The following is a 23,687-nucleotide window of genomic DNA, read 5'->3' on the forward strand; positions in this document are numbered from 1 at the left end:
TGGCGAGGTCGATCGCCAAAATATGCACGTCTGACATAGTGTCCTCCTTCGAATGTGCCGCAGCGGCGAAGATGGCATCATACGACGCCGCTCGAAGGGGCATCCACCGCATCAGTTCAACTTGATTGGGGCGGTCGATCTGCATCTTCCTCAGCAAGTACGGATAGACAGGATGCTGGGGATGCGGCTGACTGGTTCTGGGCCGTTTGTAGATCGCCTCCAAGCCCATCTTTGCCATCAACTGCCTGACGCGATGACGGCCAATGGTCGTTCCTTCTCTTCGCAGATAAGCTGCGATCTGGCGGCTACCGAAGAACGGATATTTGGTGAACACGCGGTCGATCTCTTTCATCAGCGCCAGCGTGTCCGGATTGACGCCGACCGGTGTGTAGTAGAAGGCCGATCGTGACAACCGCACCAGCTTGCATTGCTGGCTGATGCTCAGTTCAGGGTGATCCCGTTTGATCATCGCGCGTTTCTTCTCCGGGCTCACCGCTTCAGCCCTTCGGACAAAAAATCATTCTCGACAGCCAACCTCCCGATCTTGGCGTGCAGCTCTTTCACCTCGGCCTCGGTAGGCCCACTCTGCTTCCCGCCCGAGAACACATCGGCCATGCCTTCGATGGCTTGACGCTTCCATGTGCTCACCTGGTTCGGATGCAACTGATGCTTTGCCGCGATCTCTTGCACGGTCTTGTCACCACGCAGCGCTTCCAACGCCACCTTGGCCTTAAACTGGTCTGTAAAGTTCCGGCGCTTCGCCATGCTCGTATCCCTTCAAAGGCTTGGGATACACCTTAGCTGACTGTCCGATTTTCCGGGACCACTTCAGTGTGGCCGGGGTAGGGTCGCCAAGCCCGCACAAAAATTAAAGGTAGGTACTTGCGCTCAGGAATATTGGGGCGGTGCAGTCAGCCATTCAAAATGGACAGGCACACTCTACCCCGCACCGCAACGCAAAACCGCTGAAGCGAACTCAAAACTGGGCAGAACTCGGCGGCAAGGTTACCTACGACGACGATCATACCGATGACCACACTCGACGGACGCCCGAGGCTCATCTAATAATTATGGCAGTTAATTAGGAAGTGGATGGGCGTCGTGGGATATTTTGATCTGTCAGCAAGTGTCAGTGCAGCGCTACTGTTGTCAACCATTTCATCGACCTCGGTTTCCGCCAACGACACAATCAATAAAATTGCACTAAATCAAAAACTCCAAACGCAGGCGACAATCCTAAGTGAATGGCTGCAACACTATTCTTCGTTACTTCCTCCTATAGACTTAACCCAAGGGAGCAATGAGAACGCCTTTCCCGAAGAGGCCGCAGATCCCTATACTGACCAAACGGCGAGCGATATTGGTCTGGTTTCTGAGGGGAGCGATTATGAGATTGTCTTCTCGTGCGACTTCACCAGCATGCGAGTGACTCTGGCGGCCATCGGCAAAAATCTACCCGCAATGAAAACGGTGGAGATCGGCTTACTTCCGAACCCGCTTACTGATGTCACCCGGGATTCATTCAACCCGGACTTCTATGCGGTGCGCGGTGAGTGGGCGGTCGCAACGAAACGCGTTATACCGAATGGAGACCACGGCATTATCATCGGGCAATGGGGAGGCAAGTACGTAAACGCCTGTCGGGATAACGGCGAATTTCGCGATGTTGACGCACTCTACTGTTCGCGCTCGAGTACGGGCAAGCTCAATAGCAGCTACGACAGAGCCAGCCTATCATCTGCGGGTGCACCGACACAGTTTTTTGACTTCAGAAACTGGTCTGATTTTGAAACGATAAAGATATCGCTGCTGAATGGCACCGAATACATCTTTACGCAGGATTTTGCTCCGAATCAGGAGCCTTTTAGGAGCTTTTTCAGCTCCTGCTCGCCGGAACGAGCCAAGTTATTCGGCGAGGGTTTCTACAAGGGTGCAGTAATTTTTAGTCCGGATTTAGCAGGTCGGTTCAGAGATCGCCCCGAGGAGGCGAAAGCATTCTTTGAGAACGAATTGCTGACAACTCGTGAGTTCAGGAAGCTGGTAGAGTGAACGCGTTGGGCGGGGAAGGCATTCGGGAAGCGGTTAGTAACTACTACGCATATGTGCGAGAACCGAATCATAGATACAGATCGTGGGAGCACTGCTACCGCTTCTTTTCCCAACGAGCAGACATTGATAGAGATCGCGCATGCCTCCATCTTGGGTTCTATCTTGCCAGCTGGGGCATGCTTCGTGGTTCTACGAAACTTCTCCAAAAAGACTATAAAGTCCACGAAGAAGCGGTTGATATTATACTTTCACCCCAATATGACTGCCTTCATGGACTACCCTTGGAAAACGCCTGTATTCTTCAGAGTCATTTATTCAGTCTTATATCAAATCTTCGCGAAGCATACAGAATTCTATTACTAACAGAAATTAGAGGAGGGATATCTGACACCTTAATAACAAAAATCCTTCTTGGAACTATGGGATGCATACCGGCATACGACCGCTTTTTAGTTAGAGGACTACGCGATGCGGGGCTCCCCTACTCTGGCTTAAAACAGAGAAACTTCAGTAAAATTATTGAGTACTGTAACATCCATCAAGAATGCTTCAATCTCGCACGCTCTGAAGTCAATCAGAGCTCACAGAAAGAAGAAGTAAACTACCCCATAATGAAGGTGGTTGATATGTACTTCTGGATGCGCGGAGCGAACCTTGCGGCATCGAACTAATCAAACAGCAGCTGACCGTGATTGGTAAAGATCGAGCGCACTCCCTATAGCAAATCATGAAGCCCCGCACACATTCTAGATCGCGCGGACAAGTTGAAGCATTCTCGAAGCTGAATTTCTTATAAGGCAATGAATTCGCAAGAAGACTGATTACCCCCCTTCATAACCCACCAACCATCTAAAGTAAGCGGTGCGCCGGTCACACTGCCTGGTCGTAGTTCCATGGCAGGAGTTCACCGATCCGGGATTGTTTGTGGCCATTAGGGCTGAGACTCAATCATAGCCAGAATGCGACGAGTGTTGCGAGGGCGACGGCGGACAGGAAGTTCCTGGCGAGTTTGTCGTAGCGAGTTGCAACGCGTCGGAAGTCCTTCAGGCGGCAGAAGGCGTTTTCGATGAGATGGCGGCTCTTGTAGCGTCTGGTGTCATACCGGATGGCGCGCTTGCGGTTTGACCGGCCCGGTATGACCGGGACAATGTGAGATTGGCGCAGGTGCTTTCGCAGGCTGTTTGCTGCGGAGCGACAAACAACGTGAGAGTTCAGCGTCAATCAGGATGAGAATGCCGACGGGTTGGAACGCAGGGAGGGCGTAGCCGGGACTATCCTGATTTTTGTGCCCTGACGTGGTAACTGCTCTGAGAGGAGACCCACGTATGAGCATCGACAAAGACCTTCTAGACCGGCTGATGGAAGGCCGCTCGCCTGGCGATCTGTTTGGCAAGACCGGCATCCTGGCGGAACTGACCAAGGCGCTAGCGGAACGTGCGCTGAGCACTGAGATAGACGTCCATCTGGATGAAGAGCGTGCAGAAGAAGCACCTGAGGGCCAGAACCAGCCCCCCAATCGCCGCAACGGGCGCAGCCAGAAGACGGTTACCACCGACAGCGGCAAGGTTGTCCTGGACATTCCTCGTGACCGCAATGGCACCTTCGATCCGGTGCTGATCGCCAAATATCAGCGGCGCTTCGCCATGCTCGTATCCCTTCAAAGGCTTGGGATACACCTTAGCTGACTGTCCGATTTTCCGGGACCACTTCACATCGGCTGGGGCTGGTTCTATCTGTCAACGATCCTCGACGACTACAGCCGGTATATCATCGCATGGAAGCTCTGCACGACGATGAAGACCGAGGATGTGACCGACACCCTCGACCTGGCATTGCAGGCATCGGGGTGTGATCAGGCAACGGTGCTGCACAAGCCGCGCCTGCTCTCGGACAACGTCCTATATCGGGAAGATTTTGGCTGCTTAGGTCAGCAGGTCATGGGGCATCCGGTGTCCCGGATGCCCTGATATGGTTGCCCAAGCGGTCTCCGCCGTCAAGAAGCGGTCTCTCCCATAGCAAACACAGGGTACGCACGATTGCGGCCCTCACCGTCCTTAAGACGAGATCCAAATTCCAAGCGGAAGACCTGAACATTATCTACGAGGTCAGCGAACTGCCTCCACCTGGGCTCACCCCCTCGAAGAAGGGGCGATAGGGTTCGCCGTGCTTGACCACAGCGTGTACGGTGCGCGCCATCTTGGCCGCGATGGCGGTGTAGGCCTTGCGGCGCAAATGGGCGTTATGTCGATCTCGTGCGATGTAGCGTTCGAACTTGTCGCGGAAGCTGTTCGTGCGTTTGAGTACGGCAACCTGCCCAGCCATCCAGAAGGTTCGGCGGAGTCGGGCATTGCCGTATTTGGAGATCCGGCTCTGGCCGCGGAACATGCCGGACTGGACGGTGGCGAGGTCCATGCCGCAGAACTTCAGGAATTGGCGGTGATGGCGAAAACGGCGCAAATCCCCGGCCTCTGCCAGGATGGTCAGGGCGTTGATCGGGCCGATCCCGGGGATGGTTGTCAGAAGCTGGTAATCGGGATGATCGGATAGAAGCTCGACGGCCCGCGCCTCGATCTCGTTGCGTTGGCGAACCAGGCTTCGGCCTTCGGCCAACACGAGGCGGAACATGCGCACGGCGTCGGAATCCGGGTGAACCGGCAGGCCCACAGAGCCAACCGCCGTTGAGTAAATATCTGAGAGCAGGCGCTCTTTGGACACCTTGCGGCCGACCACCTGCCAGGCGTCGGCGACGAAGACCTCCTTGCGCATGGCCGTGATCATGCCGGGCGTTGGATACTTCTCGAGAAAGGCGAGAAACCAGTCGGTTCGCGAGCTTCGATGAAACCGTTCGGCCTCGGGAAAGTAGAGCGGCAGGTAATGCGTCAGAATGCGGTGCCAGAGCTCGGTCTTCGAACGCGAGACGATCTCATGGGTCTTCGACAACTCCTGGATGTCGGCAACGCCGGTCGCAAGCGGATCGTGGAAGAACTGCACCGCGCCGATCTCCAGCATGCGCAGGATGACCTGGGCGTCCTTCGGATCGTTCTTGTCCCAGCTGTTGTGCAGGGCCTCACGCGTTCGAGCCAGGCCAACAGAGGACACGAGCTTCAGATCGAACCCGGCCTGGCCGAGATGATGCGCCAACGGTCGATGATAGTTGCCGGTCGCCTCGAACCCGATCCTCACAGGCAGACCGTAGTCCATAAGTATGGCGGCCAAGCGCCGAAAGTCGTCGAGTGTGTTTGTGATCGTCAATCGACGGCGGCGCTTCTTGCCAGGCGCGCCGATCAGCACCTCATGGCGGTGCTTGGAAATGTCGATGGCGACCAACAAGGTCGAGGCGGTAGTATCGGTGGCGGTCATAGCCGGTCTCCTCAGCGGTGTGATTTGTGCAAAACCACTGTTGAGACCTGAGACCCGGTTATGGCCACCCGCTGCGCTATTTGGGGGCTGCGCGCGCGGCCATAACCTCAAACAAGCGCTTCTTCCCGAGGTGCTACGGGTCGAGCTACATCTCCGGCGAACTGGCGGATTGGCTTGAAGATCAAAAGATGGATCACGTCCGAGGCGCGCCGTATCACCCGCAAACCCAGGGCAAGATCGAGCGCTGGCATCAGACCCTGAAGAACCGCATCCTGCTGGAAAATTACTATCTGCCGGGCGATCTTCGGCAGCAGATCGAGGCCTTTGTCGAGCACTACAACCATCGCCGCTACCACGAGAGCCTGCAGAACCTTACCCCGGCAGACGTCTACTTCGGACGCGGCCAGACCATCTTGAAACAACGAGAAAGGATCAAACGGAAGACCATCGAAACCCGGCGCGTGCTTCACCGCAAATCCGCCGCATAATCAAACCAACCAGATGCGCCAGACCCTCTCTTAGCTCAGGCTGCCAACTGGCCCAAAATCTCTGACGACGGACATACTCCGCCGTTGACATCGTGGACATCTTCCAGCCCGACGAATGCGCCAATTACTTCAGCTCCTGCGGGTATGAACCAGAATGATCGGAAAACGCTCTAATGCAACAGACCCGACAGGACACTTGGCAAAAAACACGAGGTTGCGACAAAGCCATCCGGTTCTAGTTCACAAGTTCACGCGACATGGTACTGGACGATCCATGATACGCATCAAGCTTTTGGGCAGCTATCACGACCTCAACCCTATTGCGTGCGTTCAATTTCTGCATCAACGTTGTCATGTAGTGCTTCACGGTTTTTTCCGCGATCTGGAGCTGTAAGGCGATTTCCTTGTTTGTTCGACCGCACAGTAGAAGCCTGACAATCTGATCTTCGCGAACCGTGAGCTTGAGTGGTTGAGCGGACCTTTCCAGCGATTGGTTTCGAAGCGACGCAATCACCTTCGCCGCCAGGCTGGGAGTGATGAATGTTTCTCCGGCCACAATACTGTCGATTGCGGCAAACAGATCTTCATCGGTGCTCCCCTTGAGCACGTAACCACGAGCGCCCGCCTCCAAAGCCCTGACAGCGTGATCGATTCCGGAAGATGCGGTAAACACCAGCACTTTGGTGTCAGGAGCGACCTCTTGAATTGTCCTTATCGCGCCAAAGGCATCGCCTGGCATATTGAGGTCAATCAGCAATAGATCCGGATGGACGCTGGTTGAGATTGAAACGGCATCCTGAGCGCACTGTCCTTGCTCAACGACCTTGAAGCGCCGAAGCGAGGCAAACATACCCACTAAGCCCTTCAGCAATACAGGATGATCGTCGATGAACGCGACGGAAACTCTACTAACCATGCAGCACCCCCTTAGGCTGCCCAGTTCAATTTTATTCACTTTTTTGGGGCAGCAGCTACCCAAGCAACATCACCAGCAAACGCCCTTCGCTTCACCGGACCAATTACCTGTTTGCTAATTCTCGACCCAAACAGCGCTGTTGATCTTCATTCGTTGCCTCTGCCATTTCAGCGGAACCGATATTTGTTGTCCACTAGTCCATTTGGCGGATGCGAAGCGTCTTGACGCTAACAGAGCACCTTATCACGTATACCCAGTTTACCATAACCGACAGTGATACCCCCTGGCCACTACGTTTGACACCAAGAAACAGAACTCCCAGGGTATGTTCTCAAATCAGCCTCAAGCTGAGCCTGTGAGAAACGGAGGCATTTTGATAAAAACTTCGGTCGGGATAGTCGCATGTGACGATGCTGTCGCTAAAGTCTTAAGAAGCCGCCCACCAATCCAGAGGGCATTCCCCATTTGCGCAAAGTCAAGAGAGTTACAACAAATACGATCACGAATTCGCGGTCGCTGGAAACGTAACCGATACGGTTGTCCCCGCCTGTGGTTCTGAACGAATTTCAACGCGTCCACCGAAGGCCTGCACCCGGTTATGAATCCCGCGCAGACCAAGTCCCGCAATCCTAGGCGACTGCCCCTCCTCCGAACCGATACCGGGGCCGGCATCGGATATCTCCAGTCTTAAAACACCATTGATAAAATGGGCGCGCACCCTTTGGCCTGCGCCATGAGCATGCCTGAATGAATTGTTCAGCGCCTCCTGAACAATCCGGTACAAGCAAATTTTCATGGCTGTGGAGACCCTTGCCGGCAACATTCCTATGACCGTTTCGACCTTGCTGCCCGTCAGGTTTTCATGCCGGTACGACGCCAAGCGAATGGTGTCCTCGGTGGAGATATCGCCGATCTCCGGAAGAACAAGGCCCGTTGACAATGTTCGGAGTTCCTGAACCACGCTTGCCGCTAAATCACGCATCTCCAGGACAGTTTCACGACCTTTGGCAGAGTTCCTCAGTTTGAACGTCCCCAGCCTCAGGACCAATAGAGTAAGAAGCTGAATGGGTCCATCGTGCAGATCCTGACCGATTCGGCCAATCAATTCTTCATTCGCCTCATTCGCTTCCAGCCTTGCTCTCTCAGCGGCAAATCTGAGCGCCTCATTTTGCGATGCCATTTCCTGGTGCACGGACATGCGCCGCTGCAACTCTACCTGTTGCGCCGCGATCTTTCTGCTTCCTTTTTTGACAATGGAGTAGAGCACAAACAGCATAACCAAGGTGGTTAGGCAAACAACTATCCATGTTTTTATGCTGCTTAGGCGCAGCTGCTCCGCCAAGGCAGTGGAATTTTCATATATTTCTCCAACTGCGATCACATTGCTCGTCCCCTGCTTAAACAGGGGGGCATAGACTTCGATGATTGAAAAACTGAGCGCCTGCTCATGCAGGCTTTCAGCACTCACCATGTCTTCAAATTCAGAAACTATCTCGCCTCTGGCTGCTCGTGCCACGTCATTGGATACATGCTTCTCTCCGATGACTTCAGGCGCCAAGCTGCTGTAAAGTATCTGTCCGTCAGTACTCCATATTTTTGCCGAAACGATGCTCTTGGCGATTGGCGTATCCACAAAGATCTGGTCGAGCATTTCGATGCTTTCGGCGGACAGGTGTCCACCCGGTTCAAGGCCCTGGGTGGCTGGTTCCAGGAAGGCGTTGATGAGGGCAACGCCCCCCTCTCCCGATGCGGCCAGCACACCGCGCGTAATCTGTCGATTGATCCATGTCCCCAAGATGGCCATCGACAAAAAAAGTACGATTGTCGCAGCAATCAGGAATTGACTTGCAAGGCTCAGCCTCCGGGTACCGAACTGGCCGGCAGAAAGCCATCTCTGCAAACAAGTTTTCTTTAGCCCAGCCTGTCTATGCACCACTCTGGTTCCCGCTGCTATCAAGCCACCCGCAACCAATCCACAGAACCGTAACACTGTCCAGCTTGCTGCCAAGTATGCAGATCAACCGCAATTCCCTGTAAATGCCAAGCTGACGCAGGGCTTTACCTTTCTCTAAAGGCCCGCTGGAATTGGTCGGTGAGAGGCTTAACCAGATAGGATATGGCGGTACGGTTCTCAGTCGTGACATAAACTTCAACTGGCATGCCAGGGAGTAATTTTTCCGCGCCGAGCTTTTCCAACTCCGCCGTCGGTACATGGATGTCACCGAGATAATGGACTTCCCCAGTGGCAGCATCGCGATTGGTGGCGGGAGAGACATGGATGACTTCACCAATCAACTCGGGGGTGGTTCGCTGATTGAATGCGGAAAAGCGGAGTCGTGCCGGCTGACCGGTTACTACCTGATCAATACTCACCGGTGCGATTTTTACCTCCACTTTCAGCCTTGCATTGTCCGGCACGATGGTCACAAGGACCTCGGCGGGAGTGATAACCCCACCAATCGTGTGCACGTTGAGCTCGTTCACGGTCCCTGAGATGGGTGCTCGGATGTCAGTTCGAGCAAGGCGATCCTCGATGGCAATCCTGCGATCATTTAGTTCCGACAACTTGGTTTCAACGAGGCTGAGCTCGCGCTGTGCTTCGGTGCGGGCTGTTTCGTCAATGGATATGATCTGTAGTCTGACCTCTCCGATACGGGTCTTGGCCCTGGCTATGGCTGCGCCGATCTCGCCTCGCTCACCCATCAGGCGTGCCTTTTCACGGTCCGAAGCGTAGAGACGATTGCCTTCGATCAGCTGCTTTTCTACAAGGCCCTTGATCTTTCTGTGCTCGATGTCCAACAGCGCAATCTCGTCATCCTTGGAGCGGCGTTGGGCTTCCAGGCCATTGATCTCATCGCCGATTTGTTCGATTCCCAATTCAAGCTGCTGCTTCTGGCTTTCACGATGCGCCCTGTTGCCGTCGAAGAGCCTGGTTTCGCCATTCATGGCCGAGGTTGTCTCTGCCTCAAGGAGATCCGCCATGGTGGGAAATTCGATTTCCGCCAGCAGATCTCTTTCCGCCAGCAATCGGGCCTTTCTCACCTTCAGTTCCACCAACTGCGAGCGCACAATAGAGCGTTCCGCCTTGGTCTGAGCGTCTTCAAGTCGTATCAGAACCTGCCCTTTTGCCACCTGATCGCCTTCGCGAACTGCAATGTCGCTGACAATGCCACCATCACGATGCTGGATCGACTTCAGGTTCTGATCCACGACGACAGAGCCCTGAGCGATAACCGCGCCCGTCAGCTGGGCGGTGGCAGCCCATCCGCCAACGCCGCCAACAAGCAAAAAGCCAAGCGTCACCCCCATGATGACGCGCGGCCCGACCCTGAATGTTTTTTCCCTGTCCCGTTGCGGTGTTCCAGCCGGTTCTGTTCTGTTAGCCATACTCCTGCTCCCCATCATGCGTGCTCGACGAACACCATAACGTGGTGCCCCTGAAGAGTGACTGTGATCTCGTAGATGTCATCTTCATCGAAGTCTGTTTCGACAAAGGTTCGCCGCCTGTCGTCTGTATCGTCATGGGAGAACCTGATGGGACCGTTATTCGCCTCGCGCTTGTCGCCATAGATCTCCTCAAACTGGTCCTCGAGTTCGTCACGGACCTCTTCGAAGAGATCGTACTTGGACATGCGGATGCGGTCTCCCACCTTGAAGTCCAAAATCTCATGCATGACCGAGAATGTGGCAGCCGTACTTTGATGAAACTCGAAGATGTTTTCACCATCTCCACCGGTCAAAATGGTAGGCACACTATCCGTGATGAAGTGGTCGTCACCCGCACCGCCAACCACGTTCTCGAAACCGGAAATCGCATCGTCCCCGATCTCAATGCCACTTGCGGTCCCGGTAAGGAGATTGACAGTGACGCCTTTGGACGTTGTCGAATAATCAAGCGTGTCGCAACCAGCGCCGCCATCATACACATCGTCGTCACCGTCGGCGGTGGCCATGACGATATCGTCACCCACGCCGCCATGGAGAGTGTCCTCGCCATCACCATCGGCCAGAACATCATCGCCCTCATAGCCATACAGGGTCTCGGCTTCGCTGCTGCCGGCCAGATCGTCATCGCCGCTACCGCCTCGAACGACTTCGAAGCCAGCCACACTGTCACGGCCAGTTTCGGAACCGAAGACCGTACCTGCAGCAAGGTCAACGATCACGCCCTCCGAAGTCGCTGAGTAATCGAGCGTGTCGTCGCCCTCTCCGCCATGATAAACGTCATCGTCACCGTCTGCGGCCGCCACGATGACATCGTCGCCCGCGCCGCCATGGAGAGTGTCCTCGCCATCACCATCGGCCAGAACATCGGCGCCCTCATAGCCATACAGGGACTCGGCTTCGCTGCTGCCGGCCAGATCGTCATCGCCGCTACCGCCTCGGACGACTTCGAAGCCAGTCACACTGTCACTGCCAGTTTCGCGACCGAAGACCGTACCTGCAGCAAGGTCGACGATCACCCCCTCCGAAGTCGCTGAATAATCGAGCGTGTCGTCGCCCTCTCCGCCATCATAAACATCGTCGTCGCTGTCGAGGGCAGCAACTACCAGATCATCACCCGCTCCCGCTAGAACGGTGTCGCCACCGTCTCCGTCAAGAATGGTATCGTCTCCCTGGCCACCCGACAGCAAATCGTCACCTTCGCCACCACTCAACCTGTCGTCCCCGGAGTCTCCGAAAACGATATCGTTGCCCTGTTCTCCAAAAAGGCTGTCATCACCGTCACCGCCAGATATGTGGTCGTCTCCCGCACCGCCGAAGATTATGTCGTTTCCCTCACCACCGATGATGGTGTCATCACCCGCTCCTCCAACGATGTGATCGTTACCTCCACCGCCCGAAATGACATCATTTCCGGCACGTCCATCGATATTGTCGTGACCGTTACCACCATGAATATCGTCGGCGCACATCGTCCCCAGAAGCATATCATCGGTTTGCCCCCCCTGAATGGGGACCCTGACAACCGAAAAGTGTGCCGTTTGAGCGATATTGAATTCGCCATCAGAGATCTTGTAGCTGATCGTGACGGGACCCACGAACTGCTGCGCACTCTCATAGATCCAGACGTCCCCCGACCGGGTCAGGCTTCCCGACGAGACCGTCAATGCGCTGATCGTCAGCTTGTCGCCATCAGGATCAGTTGCGTACCGCAAAAATTCCGCCAGCCCGATCGCCAATACTGCACAGCTTGATACATCCCTCAGATAGACGGGCCCCGAGACCCGTGGGGCACGGTTTGCTGCGGGGGCTTGTTCCTCGCCGCAGGGTTCCGTGGGGCTGTTTTCTTCGCAGCTTGAGTTGCACGGCGCTGGAGGTTCATCGTTATCTGAACCAATATCACCTGAGGCAGGATCATCCAGGCTGCCGTCAATCGAGTCAGCTGGATCCGTGTCATCATGGCTGATCGGGCCGGAAACGCCCGAATCGAAACCAACGTGGCGCGGACCGTCGACTGAAGTCCAATTGCCGTCACCCAAATTGTCATTGGCGGCCCGGTCGCGGAGAGAAAGCGGCATGAAACCGCTGAGGAAATTTTCGACTTCAGACGGCGCGAATTCAAAACTTGGCGTTTCGATCGACATGAAGTCGATCGGCTGCACCGGCCGGAGACTGCTGCTGTCAGACCCGACAAGACCGTCTGCTGCCGCCACACTTCCTGTAGGTTTGTGATCGAGCGCAGGTTCCGCTCCCTTGGACTGCGCCATTGCGGGCTCGGCTTTTCCTGCCGGCTTTTTTTCCTCGCCAGGCTTTTCCGTCTTGGTTTCAACGAAACCAGGAAAGATCGTTTTAAGATAAAGCGCTATACTGGTCAGAAACAATCCGAACACGTATGGCGTTTTTGATTTCTTCTCGGTGTTCTTGAGAACATAGTGCTGGGCGGGATCCGTTTCCCGCGCCTGAGTTTTACTACCCTTGACATCGATCATGTCGTCACCCGCGCGGACAGGCGTGCGCCCGTCGCCTTATGTTGCTGGTTTTCGGCAGCGGTCTCATCGCGACGCACCGTCTTCCCGATTATCTCGTCCTTGGGCCCAAAAGCCGTCATCTTGCCGTTCTGGATGACGGCCACGAGATCCACGGCCGCCAACGCGCTGGGACGATGGGCGATCACCACGACAATACCACCGCGGTTCTTGACCCCTTCTATAGCCGCAGTGAGAGCGGCCTCCCCTTCTCCGTCCAAGTTCGAATTCGGTTCGTCGAGGACGACCAGAAAAGGGTTGCCATAGAGTGCGCGCGCGAGACCAATGCGCTGGCGCTGGCCGCCTGAAAGCGAGACACCGAGCGGCCCTAGTTCGGTGCGGTAGCCATCCGGCATACGCACGATCATTTCATGCACCCCCGCCGCATTGGAGGCCTCAACGATTGCGCGCGCATCAGGAACTTCCTCCAGGCGGGAGATGTTCTCATCGATGGTAGCGTCGAGCAAAGCCACTTCCTGAGGCAGATAACCGAAGAATTTTCCCAATGCCTCGTCATCCCACTGCGTCAGCTCCGCGTCGTCCAGGCGCACGCTGCCGCGTAGCACCGGCCAGACGCTGGTGAGCGCACGCACCAGTGTGGTCTTTCCGCCACCACTTGGACCAACGATCCCGAGCGCTTGGCCGGCCTTCAGTTCGAATGCGACTTCGCTCAGCAGAACGCGTCCCGATCCGGGCGCAGCGACGGTGATGTTTTCCACCTTTAGCGAGGCTTTCGGAGCCGGCAGTTCCAAAGGTTTGTCACTGTCCGCTAGCGCCATCGCGGTTTCCTTGAGCCGGGCAAAGGCAGTGCGGGCGGACACCACGCTCTTCCAGTTGCCGATAGCGAGATCAATGGGGGCCAACGCCCTGGCCGAGGCAACCGAGGCTGCGATGATTGCACCCGCAGAAATCTCGCCCTTGATAGTCAAGAACGCGCCAAGGCCAAGAACCGCCGACTGCAGGATCATACGCAGGACGCGCGAGATTGCGCCGAATGTACCATTGATATCGTTTGTGCGAGTCTGCAGTTCGAGATGATCTTCATTGGCGCGGCCAAAGCGCGCCACTGCACGCCCGGCAAAACCCATCGCCTTGAGAATCTCAGCGTTACGGGCGTTGGAATCGGCAATAGCGTTGCGGGCGATCACGGCCTGATTGGTGGCGCTACTCAGCCTGCGGGTCATCAACTCAGTGACGATGGTTAGCACCGTCAGCACAAATGCCCCACCCGCCGTTAGCGCGCCCAACCAAGGATGGAGGCTATAGACGAAAATCAGAAACAGCGGCATCCATGGCAGATCGAACAGTGCCATCGGCCCCTGGCTACCCAGAAAACCGCGTACCGTGTCGACGTCCCGGCCACGCTCAAGCGCCTCGGCCGTCGAGAACCCGAAACGCGGCATGTCAACTGCGACCTGATGGGCAATTGGAGCTACCTTGCGATCAAGGCGTGCGCCGATGCGCACCAGTATCTGCGAGCGTATCACGTCGAACAGGCCCTGGAAGAAGTAGAGCCCGATGGCGAGTGCCGAGATGGCCAATAGGGTGGGAATGCTGCCGCTGGTCAGGGCGCGATCATAGATCTGCAGCATGTAGAACGCTCCGGTGAGCGCAAGAATGTTTATAATCCCCGACAACCCGAACAAGTACAGGAAGATGCTTCTGAAGCCCTTGGTCAGTTGCTCGGCAGTCTTACGCCTGGTGGAGCTCATCGAATCTCTGGATCGCATGGCTGCTTCCCCCGCAGTGCCCATATGTTTGCGTCCGGGGCAAGGAATGCTGCCCCGGACACTCAAAGCTAGAGATTGAAGTCACTGGCGTTCAGCTCGTGCGACCCCTTGATGCTCAACTTGAAGTCGGCATCCGGGCCTCCCGTCGTGTTGCCCTCGACGACGGTATAATCCTCGCCGTCCCGGATCTCTTGCTTGATCATCAGCTGTCCGCGCCCACTGAAGGCGTCGGAAACCAGCGTGAAACTCTGGTTACCCGAAGCGCAGCCATTGGCGTCCATCGCGCTGAAGTCGATCTTGTCTCCCGGTTCGAAGCCGATGATTGTATCGCCATCAGCGTGGGCTGCTGACAGAAAGCGGAATACATCCTCGCCGCCACCACCATCGATCACATTGACCGCACCACTGGCTGTAATCCTGTCATTACCGGACCCGGCTATGATGTTCTCGATCCCCCAGACCGTATCACTTCCGGTCTGGATGCTCTCGACACTGCCTCGCCCAAGGAAACCGGTGCCCAGGTCGGCGGTGATGGCTGCCGTGATTGCCGACATATCGAGCGTGTCGTTGCCATGCCCGCCAACCATGTCATCGCCATAATAGGTGTCGTCACCATCATCCTGTTCAGCCACGATGATGTCGTCGCCACTGCCGCCGAACACAGCGTCTCGGCCCGCCCCCCCATTGATGAAGTCGTTGCCGTTCTCACCGAGGATGCGGTCATTGCCATCGTCACCGTAGAGCATGTCCGCTCCACCGCCACCCATCACATCATCGTCGCCAGCCCCGGCAAAGACCACGTCACGATCGCCAAGTCCCATAATCGTGTCATCAATCGCCGTTCCGATCAGGGGATCAGCCTGCTCCGTCCCGACTGAAGTCGAAGGCGGCGTATCGATACCATCTTCTCCACCCTGATCGCCCTCATCGTTGTTGCCAACGGGCTGCGTGTCGTCGTTCTGAGCAGCATTTTCTTCATGACCGACGCTGAACTGCGGCAGGCCACCTACGCTGGTAAACGTGACCGTGTGGCCCGCACCATGAAGCGAATTGGTGCCATTCAGATTGTCGATGATCTCGTAATCGTCGATGGCCGTGCCATCAGGCAGCACCACGACATCCTGTGGGCGCAATGTTCCGACAATAACGTCGTTGCCGCCCTTGGTCTTGAATACGATACGGTGCGCTGAAGTCAGGGATGAGATGTCGACACTATCGTCGCCGCTGGTGCCCGTGATGGTGATGGTGTTGGGCCGGAGGCTCGTCGCAGTGTCGAAATTGCCATAGATCTCGAAAGTGTCTCCGCCGGCGGCTCCATTGCCAGACACATTCGCGCCATTGACTACGATCTCTTCGATCTCAACAAGGACGGAGATGACTGTTTCCGCCTCGCCGGCCGTCTGGCGCGTAACCACGATTTCCGGCTCAAAATCTCCACCTGCATCCTCTTCGGAGAAGCCGATCCGCGCGACTGCTTCCTCGAGTGTGTAGATGCGATAGGTTTCGCTTTCGCTATTGCCAGTAATCACAAGCGTGTCGCCGTTGGGACCTTCAAAACCGCCATGGATGGTGTCGGTTCCGTCGCCGGCGTTCCAGATGAAGGTGTCGTCATCGGTCGCACCGGACGTGGCGTTGTCGCCCTCTGCAAGGTCACTGCCGAACAGATTGTCATCGCCGAGACCACCTACAATCACGTCATTCGCGGCGCTGCCCCGGATTTCGTCGTTGCCGTCGCCACCAAGAATGATCGACGCTTCGGTCGCTTGGAGTGTGCCGTTGGCGCCTGGAGCATCTGCCACGATTGCCATGCTGGCCCCATCTGCGAAGGCCAGCCCTTCGATGTTCGTCAGCGTATCCGTACCGCCGAAACCGGAGAGGTCCGTCATTGAAGTTAGACCGGTGCCGGTAATGTTAAACGCATAGTCAGCTGCTGACCCGGTAAACACCGCCACATCCGTACCGCCCCGGCCGTTCAGCGTGTCGTTGCCAGCGCCGCCAGCGAGACGGTCATTGCCGGCACCGCCGTTCAGGATGTCGTTACCAGCGTTGCCGACCAAGGTGTCGTTGCCACCCCTACCGTTCAGGGTATTGTTTCCGGAGTTGCCAATGATGACATTGTCCTCACCATTGCCTACGCCATTGATGTTGGCCGTTCCGATCAGGGTCAGGTTCTCAACGATGCCCGTGACGTGCTGGTTGTTGCTAAGATTCCGGGAGACCGACGAATAGATGGTGTCGAGGCCGCTCCCACCAGTTTCATTGACGAAGTCGCCACCATTGTTGACGACGTAGGTGTCGTTGCCGACGTCACCGACCATCGTGTCAGCGCCGGCGCCGCCGATAAGGATGTCGTCTCCGGCGCCACCCAGCAACTCATCAATCCCGTTGAAACCGAGTAGGACATCGGAACCGGATCCACCGGAAACCGCGCCTGCCCCGACGTTCGAAGCATTGTTTCCGCTCGCAATAGCGTAGGTTATGCCACCGACCTTGATCTGCTCGATGCTGGTCAGGGTGTCTGTCCCACCAGCCGCGCTGGTCACAGTGATGTTGCCACCACCGATGAACGCGAACTGATAGTCGGTGATATCTCCGTTGAGGACCACGGTGTCGATTCCGCCGCCGCCATCAAATGTATTGTCGGCCGCATTGCCTGTGAATTCATTTTCACTGGCATTGCCCACGCCGCCGGTCGCGCCGTCGAGCAGGACCAGATTCTCAACATTGGCTGTCAGTATGTAGCCCGAGAGCGCGGTGCGAACCGTGTCATTGCCTTCTGACGCATTTTCCATCACCACATCACCGAGAACATCGACGAGATATGTATCGTCACCCACACCCCCGGCCATGTTGTCCTCACCCGCACCGCCGTCGATCAAATTGTTCTCGCCGTTGCCGCTAAGTGTATCGGCAAACCCGCTGCCGACGAGATTTTCAATCCCAATGAGGGTGTCATTGCCCGAACCGGACGTATTCTGCTGCTCATTTGAAGCGAGCGTAACGGTGACCCCCGCCGCGGCATCAGAATAACTAGCGGTATCGATACCGGCGCCGCCATCAATATGATCATCTCCGGCTCCGCCATTGAGTAGGTCGTCACCCTCCTCGCCAAAGAGCCGGTCATTGCCGCCATTGCCTTCGAGCAAATCATTGCCGAAGCCGCCGCGCACTGTGTCGTCGCCGCCCTGGCCGGTCATCACATTGTCAAGACCGTTGCCCAGCAATAGATCAGCGTGAGCGCTGCCATTAACGTTCTCGACACCTCGGATGAAAGAGAAGCCCGTGGCCAGCCCCGCCAGCAGGTTCACCGACACGCCGCTATCTGTCGCAGCGCCATAGGTCAGGGTGTCGTTGCCAGAACCGAGATCGAGTTGCGCGCTTTCAACGGAATTGATCGACGCCCCGGCCGCGTTGTTGATGACGCCGCCAGATACCGTGACCTCGGCGTTGGCGTCGCCGGCGCTCTTGTCGATAATGCTCAGCGTATCCTGGCCAGCGCCGCCATCGATCGTTGCGCCGCCTTCTCCGATCGCGTGGACAATGATGTCGTCGCCGGCCCCACCGTGAATGGTGTCATTGCCGGCTCCGCCGTCAAGCGTATCAGCGCCCTCACCACCATCGATTGTGTCGTCACCATCGCCACCATGGATGATGTCGGCGCCTGCGAGGCCCTGAATGGAATTGGCACTGTCACCACCGAAGACTTCATCGTCACCGACAGTTGTGCCGCCTTCAGCATCCCCGGAAGCACCATCGATTTCTATGGCATCGGACAAAATAAAGTTGCCGACCGTTGCCGTGACTGCCGACTTGACTTGATGGGTGAAGCCGAGATCGTCGGTGTAGTCGACGACGACCTGAATATAGTGTCCCACCTGCTCCCCAGCAGGCGTAAAGGAACGGCTGTTTCCTCCCTGGTCGGCAGGCACATCGATCCAGGGTCCCGAGCCTGTGACCGAGTATTGCCACTGATAGGTCAGCAATGACTCTTCAAATGCGTCGGAAGTACCATCAGGGTCAATGAAGGCCACCGTTGCGGTCAGTTCCTGCCCTTCGGTAGGGGTCATATCGCTGATCAACAACGGGCCGACCGGCGTGTCATTGAGGCCGATAACCACATCAGTGGGCGCCGAGGTAACGGTCTCGATCACGCCACCGCCATCGATATAGGTGCCGATGACACGGATGCGCAGCCCTACATGCGCATCGTCCGGGGTGAAACTGTCGCCCGAAACATTCGCTATGTTCACATAGTCGCCAGTGCCGTCATTGCGCTCGACTTGCCAGCGATAAGAGATGTTGGTTACGACCCCGTCCGGATTGTTGAGATCGTAGATCTGCGCGGCCGAAACCGTGAGCGGGTTGCCCTCGGTGGCGGGCATGCCGCTGATTATCAGCCGGCCTGTCGGGTCGACGTTACCGGTCTGCCGGATTGTGACGATCTGGTCGGCGAACTGGATGCGTTCGATACCGACGAGTGTATCGGTGCCTTCACTGATTTGAGGATCGATCTCCTCCATCTCTCGACGGGCGACCTTTATGATGCCGCCATCAAGCTGGGTGATTTCGTACCAATCCCTGTTGCCGGCAAAGACCGCAGTATCAACATCACCGGTCGGATCTTCGTCGTATTTGATCTCGCGCACAATATGCATCTGGCTTGGCTTGATCGTACCCGACAACAGCAGTTCCGAAAGCGCCTTGCCTTCCCATGATGGATCGCCCGCATCTTGCTCAGTGAATACATGCGTCAGCGTGTCGACAGTCGCGATCTCGTTTTCTTGCGTGTTCTCTGCCCCAACGTCGACCAAGCGGATGCGCACATTGAGCCAGGCGTCGCCATGGATGAAATCATCGCCGCCACGACCTTCGATGACGTCGCTGCCATCGCCGCCGATCAGGATATTGCCCGCCTTGAAAGCGATCAGATCCTCGAAATCACCTGCATAGTCTTCCGGCACCGCCGCGACCAAATCCCCCAACAGCTCCGCCAACCCCGCAATGCGGTTGACCCCGGCCTGCGTGAGTTCGTGGTTCGTCATGTCGAACTCAGCCTCGATCTCCTGGCCGTCACCACGGTCGTCCCCACGTAGGGTGTCATTGTAGATCCAGCCTGAAAGACCTTCGGTCTGGTCAAACCGGTCGCGCAGAATATCGTCGGCTACATTGGTGAAGATTGGGATGCGCATGTCGGAATCCGCTGCGACCCGGCTGCCTTTGTGGATCGCCCAGTCGAAACCGAACATGCCTTCATTGCGCATGACACTTTCGCCCTGAACCATAATGTCGTCACCAGACTCGGCGTCGAAATCATTCTCGTTCTCGCCAGCGAACAAAACGTCATGGCCTTTGATGGTTGAGTTGAAGAAAAGCTCCGAGTTGTCGCCGGCAAGCGTATCGAACCCGTCGCCACCTTCGATCCAGTCGTCGCCTTCGTTGCCCATGAGGAAATCGATGTCGGCGCCGCCCAAAATGAAGTCGTCCCCTTCACCGCCGAACACTTCCGTGCCGTCGACGCCAACCAGGAACACATCTTTGCCATCGCCACCCATCAGCACATCGAGGCCGTTGGAGTTCGCGATGACGTCATCACCATCCTCGCCCTTGATGAAGTCGCCGCTATCGCCAGAATCGGTGATGATGTCGTCGCCCGCTCCTCCAAGGATAAAGTCGACGCCAGCGCCACCTTCGATGCGATCGTTTCCAGCGCCGCCCCAGATTGCATCATCACCGTAGTCGGCAATGATCGTGTCGTCGTTTGCCGAGCCGGCAATGACCGTGTGCTCGCCACCGATGAAGCGGATGTAGTTCTTTGTCGCAGCTTCATCGGCATCGGTAAGGAAATCATCGCGCTGCACCTTGGTCATGCCCATCGCATTCAGCGCGGCGTCATCATGCTCCGGATCCGCCTCGATCTGCTTGTCCGGATCGATATTGAGCACATAATCATGCTTGGCGAAGGGATCGATGCCGGTCGGGAAATTGATCTCGCCATCATCCGCGGTACCGCGGATTCCATCGGCACCGGGATCGATCATGTCACTGTTGGCGGCGATCATTTTTGAGAACGCGTTGTTCTCAAGCTCATTCAGGAGGTTAAGGCCCTGTGTGCGGGTCAGATAGTAAAACCGGTCGAGATCCTGCAGCATCTCCAATTGGGCCTCAAACACCGCGTTAAAGGTTGAGCCCAGCATACCACCGAAAGGCATCTTCTTTTCAGCCAGCCCACCGATCCACATGTCGATCTCGTTGAGACCACTGTTTTCCGGGTTCCATGCACCGGTACTGTTTAGAAAGGCGAGCCGGTCCGTCGGTGCACCGCTGCCTCCCATCACGAGCAGCGTCGCCGCCTCGCGCAGTTCCTGCATGGTCTTGTCACGGAATTGACCGCTGTCCGGCGACGTTTCCACCTGACTGGTCAGCGTCGGGTGCTTGCCATAAGCTGCAATAAAATTGATTACTGAGGCTGGCGTCTTCAGATTGCCGGCAAAATCCGCCCAGCTCGCATAGGGTTTCACGAAGGTCGAGTTACTTGCCTCGTAAAGCTGCTCGCGCGCCTGGTTTAGGCTGGGCATACCCGCATCGCGGCCACGCGCAATGTTAATCGCGGCGAGGTCGAGCGGTAGACCGAGCAGGTTGGTGCGCAGTGCATCGACGATAAACTCGTCGATCTCGTTGCCATGAACCAGGCTCATGCCACGGAAAATCGCTCCTGCAGCCTGGTCGTGAGTGATCACACCGTCCATGTCGAAAGCGACCGGGTTCAGGAAGGCCTCGATCAACCCGGTGTCCTGTCCCCATCCGCCCAGTTCGGCGGGTTCGACCGCAACCGCTGTTCCGTTCTCGTAGCGGATGGGCTCACCCTCCGTGTTCAGGAACAGACGCGTGATCTCTTCGGTCAGCATCGAGTGGCCGAAGCGGTACACCACGTGGGCGAACTCGGCGAAGATCGCCGGGTCTATGTCCGTGATCGTATTGAACACGAACACGTCGATCATCGGCTGCACCTTGCGGCCGAACTCCTCGAAGACGAGATGCTGATACTGCATCTCCGTCGCGAAACGAGCAGTCTGGAACAGACGTTCGCCATCCCAGGAAAGCGCCACCCCATTGAGGTCCGCACCGCTCAGATAGTGCTCCAGATTGCCGGTCATTCCGGCAAGCACAGCATCAAGTTCATCCTGCGTGATATCGTTCAGAAGCCACTCATTGATGAACTCCAGATCACCGGTCTTCAGGATCTCCAGTTTGTTCGTGACAACCTGGCGATTGTGTTCCGAATGGAACACATGATGGACGGCTGTCAGACCGAAATTCTCATTGCCGCGCCCGTCGCCGGTAATGAAGTGCCTGTCGAGCAACTCATTGTCATATTCGGTGTTGCGCCCCGTCAACGGATCGAACTGAACCGCGTTGCCTGCCGGATCGACGCCGGGAACGTCGTCGCCATCGGTGATCAACAAACCTTCCGTGTCGAGCACTGGCACAGCGTTGTGGGCAATATCATCAAGGAATGAATGCGATGTGCGGATAGGCTCCGTACCACCAACCGATGGATGAGGGTTGAGCTTGACCGGATCACCCGGCGTACCACTCATCGTGATGTCGTCGTCAGTGTTGGGAATTCCGTCCGGTCCAAGACCGATGATCACTTGCGCGAAACCGGTATCCGGGTCGCGAATGAACTCGCCATAGAGGTCGGTTCGGACCATCGGGATGTTGAAGACATCGCGATCGGTGAGTTCAATTCCGAGCAGGTTCTTGGCCTGCGACTTGATATCGGCCCATGTCGGCAGGCCGCCATCGGCGCCGTCAAGCAGGCGACCCGTCGCCAGTGGCTTGCCGTCAACGAGCGTGTATTCACGTAGGAACACCTGATGCGATGGGTGCGATGTATAGGTCTGGTTCTGGTCGACGAATGGCGTGGTGACGTTTATCGCCTCGCGCTGGGTGTCATCCGCCGTGCCGAGCACACCGTCGGCACCGGGGCCTGCAACCTGCGTCGCGCGCGTCAGCACCATGAAATTGGTAAAGCCACCCGGCACATAGAGCGGATCGTCCGGCTCCAGCGGCACATAGATAGTGCCGTCTCCACCCTTGGAGATCAGGTCAAGACCATGGTCAAAAAACTGGCCGAAGAAAGTCATCCAGCCGTTGAATGGTGCAGACAGACCTTCATCCGGCGCGACATTCGGAAGCTTTAGGGAGGTGCCGTCGATTTCGAACTCGATGCCAAGTTGGGAGGCAACGTGATCCAGGACATTCTGCGCCCCGGTGATCGTGACGGGCGCGGTGCCGGGGTCTCCATCATCATCTACATTGGGTAGTGAATGAGCCTCAGCGTCCTGAAGCGCGGCCGCCGCAGCCGTCTGGGCTGCCGCAAGGTTGCCCTCCAGAGCTGGCTTTAGGATGATAAGGTCGGGGCTCGGAGACTGCCCGGCGTCTGTGGCAGCCTGTATGGCCGCTTCGACATCATCGAGCGTCTTCTGCCAGCTGTCGACGCGCGCATTCGCCACCTTAAGGGCATGTATCAATGCGAATGGCTCGGTTATGGACGCCATTTTCGCCGTCAGGTCACCTTCATGACCAGCGTGACGCAGCGCTGCGATCAGAGCTGCAGGATTGTTAGGCGTCTGGTCGGCAATCAAATTGGAGATGATGCGGGGATCGGCATCGGCGATGCTGCCACCAGTACTTGGCGTTTCGCCGCCACTATCATAATTGCCATCGACAATTGGGGGAGCGGGTTGTGTCGGGCCGTCCGGATCGAAACTGTCGCCATCGGCCTCGTCGCGCCAGTATGGGTCAAACATACGCGGCATAGTTTGATCCGCCGCACCCCACAACTCGCGACCAGGCAGAATGTTGTTGTAGGTGCCATCAACTGTGCGCAGCCCGTATGGCAGATGCGGCTGAACGATCATGTCGGTCAGCGGCGTGCCCGCGCTATGCGCCTCGGCGATCTTGATCTGCTTTAGAATGAATTCCAGGTCGTGCTTATTGAGTTTGACAGCCATGACACCCTCCGTCCGATGGCACCTATGCTTCCAGCGCTGCTGGAGCGGTCGGCACTGATCCCTTGTTGGGATCGCGCCCTCCCTAACCATTCGGTTTTCCTGCTATGGCCTGCCCATCAGGCAGTGAATGAAACGATAAAAACCGAATGAGCCTGATG

At 56.6% G+C, this 23,687-nt stretch carries 10 protein-coding genes and 4 pseudogenes; 4 read left to right on the top strand and 10 right to left on the bottom strand.

All coding sequences use genetic code 11. The features are described from left to right. Window positions 1-493 (bottom strand): IS3 family transposase (locus JYP46_RS07390; RefSeq protein ID WP_206547737.1); only part of this gene is annotated, 493 nt, incomplete at its 3' end. Then, a complete protein-coding gene (locus JYP46_RS07395; RefSeq protein WP_007120588.1) occupies window positions 490-765 on the bottom strand; it encodes a transposase in 276 nt (91 codons plus the stop codon). The genes JYP46_RS07395 and JYP46_RS07390, both read right to left, overlap by 4 nt. 327 nt (window positions 766-1,092) lie before the next feature. Here JYP46_RS07395 and JYP46_RS07400 point away from each other — a divergent pair, with 327 nt between their 5' ends. Then, on the top strand, window positions 1,093-2,049 hold the full coding sequence (locus JYP46_RS07400; protein ID WP_206547738.1) for a hypothetical protein: 957 nt from the start codon (window positions 1,093-1,095) through the stop codon (window positions 2,047-2,049). Between the two features lie 948 nt (window positions 2,050-2,997). Here the strand turns inward: JYP46_RS07400 and JYP46_RS07405 are convergent. Further along, window positions 2,998-3,234, bottom strand: a pseudogene (locus JYP46_RS07405) (transposase); the annotation flags it as partial. A gap of 140 nt (window positions 3,235-3,374) precedes the next feature. Here JYP46_RS07405 and JYP46_RS07410 point away from each other — a divergent pair. Both JYP46_RS07410 and JYP46_RS07415 read left to right on the top strand, forming a co-directional pair. After that, window positions 3,375-3,689, top strand: a pseudogene (locus JYP46_RS07410) (transposase); the annotation flags it as partial. A gap of 72 nt (window positions 3,690-3,761) precedes the next feature. Then, a pseudogene (locus JYP46_RS07415) lies at window positions 3,762-3,944 on the top strand (DDE-type integrase/transposase/recombinase); the annotation flags it as partial. Window positions 3,945-4,146: 202 nt separating this feature from the next. On the opposite strand, the gene JYP46_RS07420 reads toward JYP46_RS07415, so the two are convergent. After that, window positions 4,147-5,409 (bottom strand): IS110 family RNA-guided transposase, encoded by a 1,263-nt coding sequence (locus JYP46_RS07420; RefSeq protein ID WP_206547740.1) that lies wholly within the window; start codon window positions 5,407-5,409, stop codon window positions 4,147-4,149. Window positions 5,410-5,546: 137 nt separating this feature from the next. Here JYP46_RS07420 and JYP46_RS07425 point away from each other — a divergent pair. Next, a pseudogene (locus JYP46_RS07425) lies at window positions 5,547-5,897 on the top strand (integrase core domain-containing protein); the annotation flags it as partial. Between the two features lie 235 nt (window positions 5,898-6,132). Here JYP46_RS07425 and JYP46_RS07430 read toward each other — a convergent pair. From JYP46_RS07430 to JYP46_RS22085, 6 genes are all read right to left on the bottom strand, one after another. Further along, entirely contained in the window at window positions 6,133-6,813 is a 681-nt protein-coding gene (locus JYP46_RS07430) for a response regulator (RefSeq protein ID WP_206547741.1), read from the bottom strand. Window positions 6,814-7,312: 499 nt separating this feature from the next. Then, window positions 7,313-8,713 (bottom strand): sensor histidine kinase, encoded by a 1,401-nt coding sequence (locus JYP46_RS07435; protein WP_206547742.1) that lies wholly within the window; start codon window positions 8,711-8,713, stop codon window positions 7,313-7,315. A gap of 158 nt (window positions 8,714-8,871) precedes the next feature. Next, window positions 8,872-10,200, bottom strand: coding sequence for an HlyD family type I secretion periplasmic adaptor subunit (locus JYP46_RS07440; RefSeq protein WP_206547743.1), 1,329 nt, complete (start codon window positions 10,198-10,200; stop codon window positions 8,872-8,874). A gap of 14 nt (window positions 10,201-10,214) precedes the next feature. After that, entirely contained in the window at window positions 10,215-12,746 is a 2,532-nt protein-coding gene (locus JYP46_RS07445) for a cadherin-like domain-containing protein (RefSeq protein ID WP_206547744.1), read from the bottom strand. Continuing rightward, window positions 12,743-14,512: a type I secretion system permease/ATPase gene (locus JYP46_RS07450; RefSeq protein ID WP_206547745.1), complete on the bottom strand. Its 1,770-nt coding sequence runs from the start codon at window positions 14,510-14,512 to the stop codon at window positions 12,743-12,745. Before JYP46_RS07450 ends, JYP46_RS07445 begins: the two co-directional genes overlap by 4 nt. 68 nt (window positions 14,513-14,580) lie before the next feature. Beyond that, window positions 14,581-23,529: a peroxidase family protein gene (locus JYP46_RS22085; RefSeq protein WP_222474004.1), complete on the bottom strand. Its 8,949-nt coding sequence runs from the start codon at window positions 23,527-23,529 to the stop codon at window positions 14,581-14,583. Window positions 23,530-23,687: the final 158 nt, after the last annotated feature.

This window comes from Nitratireductor aquimarinus (genome assembly GCF_017255295.1).
Lineage (GTDB): Bacteria > Pseudomonadota > Alphaproteobacteria > Rhizobiales > Rhizobiaceae > Nitratireductor > Nitratireductor aquimarinus.

What these genes read in the sequence shown, in the direction of transcription:
- JYP46_RS07395 (WP_007120588.1), bottom strand. Translation starts at nt 765, where the DNA reads ATGGCGAAGCGCCGGAACTTTACAGACCAGTTTAAGGCCAAGGTGGCG.
- JYP46_RS07400 (WP_206547738.1), top strand. Translation starts at nt 1,093, where the DNA reads ATGGGCGTCGTGGGATATTTTGATCTGTCAGCAAGTGTCAGTGCAGCG.
- JYP46_RS07420 (WP_206547740.1), bottom strand. Translation starts at nt 5,409, where the DNA reads ATGACCGCCACCGATACTACCGCCTCGACCTTGTTGGTCGCCATCGAC.
- JYP46_RS07430 (WP_206547741.1), bottom strand. Translation starts at nt 6,813, where the DNA reads ATGGTTAGTAGAGTTTCCGTCGCGTTCATCGACGATCATCCTGTATTG.
- JYP46_RS07440 (WP_206547743.1), bottom strand. Translation starts at nt 10,200, where the DNA reads ATGGCTAACAGAACAGAACCGGCTGGAACACCGCAACGGGACAGGGAA.
- JYP46_RS07445 (WP_206547744.1), bottom strand. Translation starts at nt 12,746, where the DNA reads ATGATCGATGTCAAGGGTAGTAAAACTCAGGCGCGGGAAACGGATCCC.
- JYP46_RS07450 (WP_206547745.1), bottom strand. Translation starts at nt 14,512, where the DNA reads ATGCGATCCAGAGATTCGATGAGCTCCACCAGGCGTAAGACTGCCGAG.
- JYP46_RS22085 (WP_222474004.1), bottom strand. Translation starts at nt 23,529, where the DNA reads ATGGCTGTCAAACTCAATAAGCACGACCTGGAATTCATTCTAAAGCAG.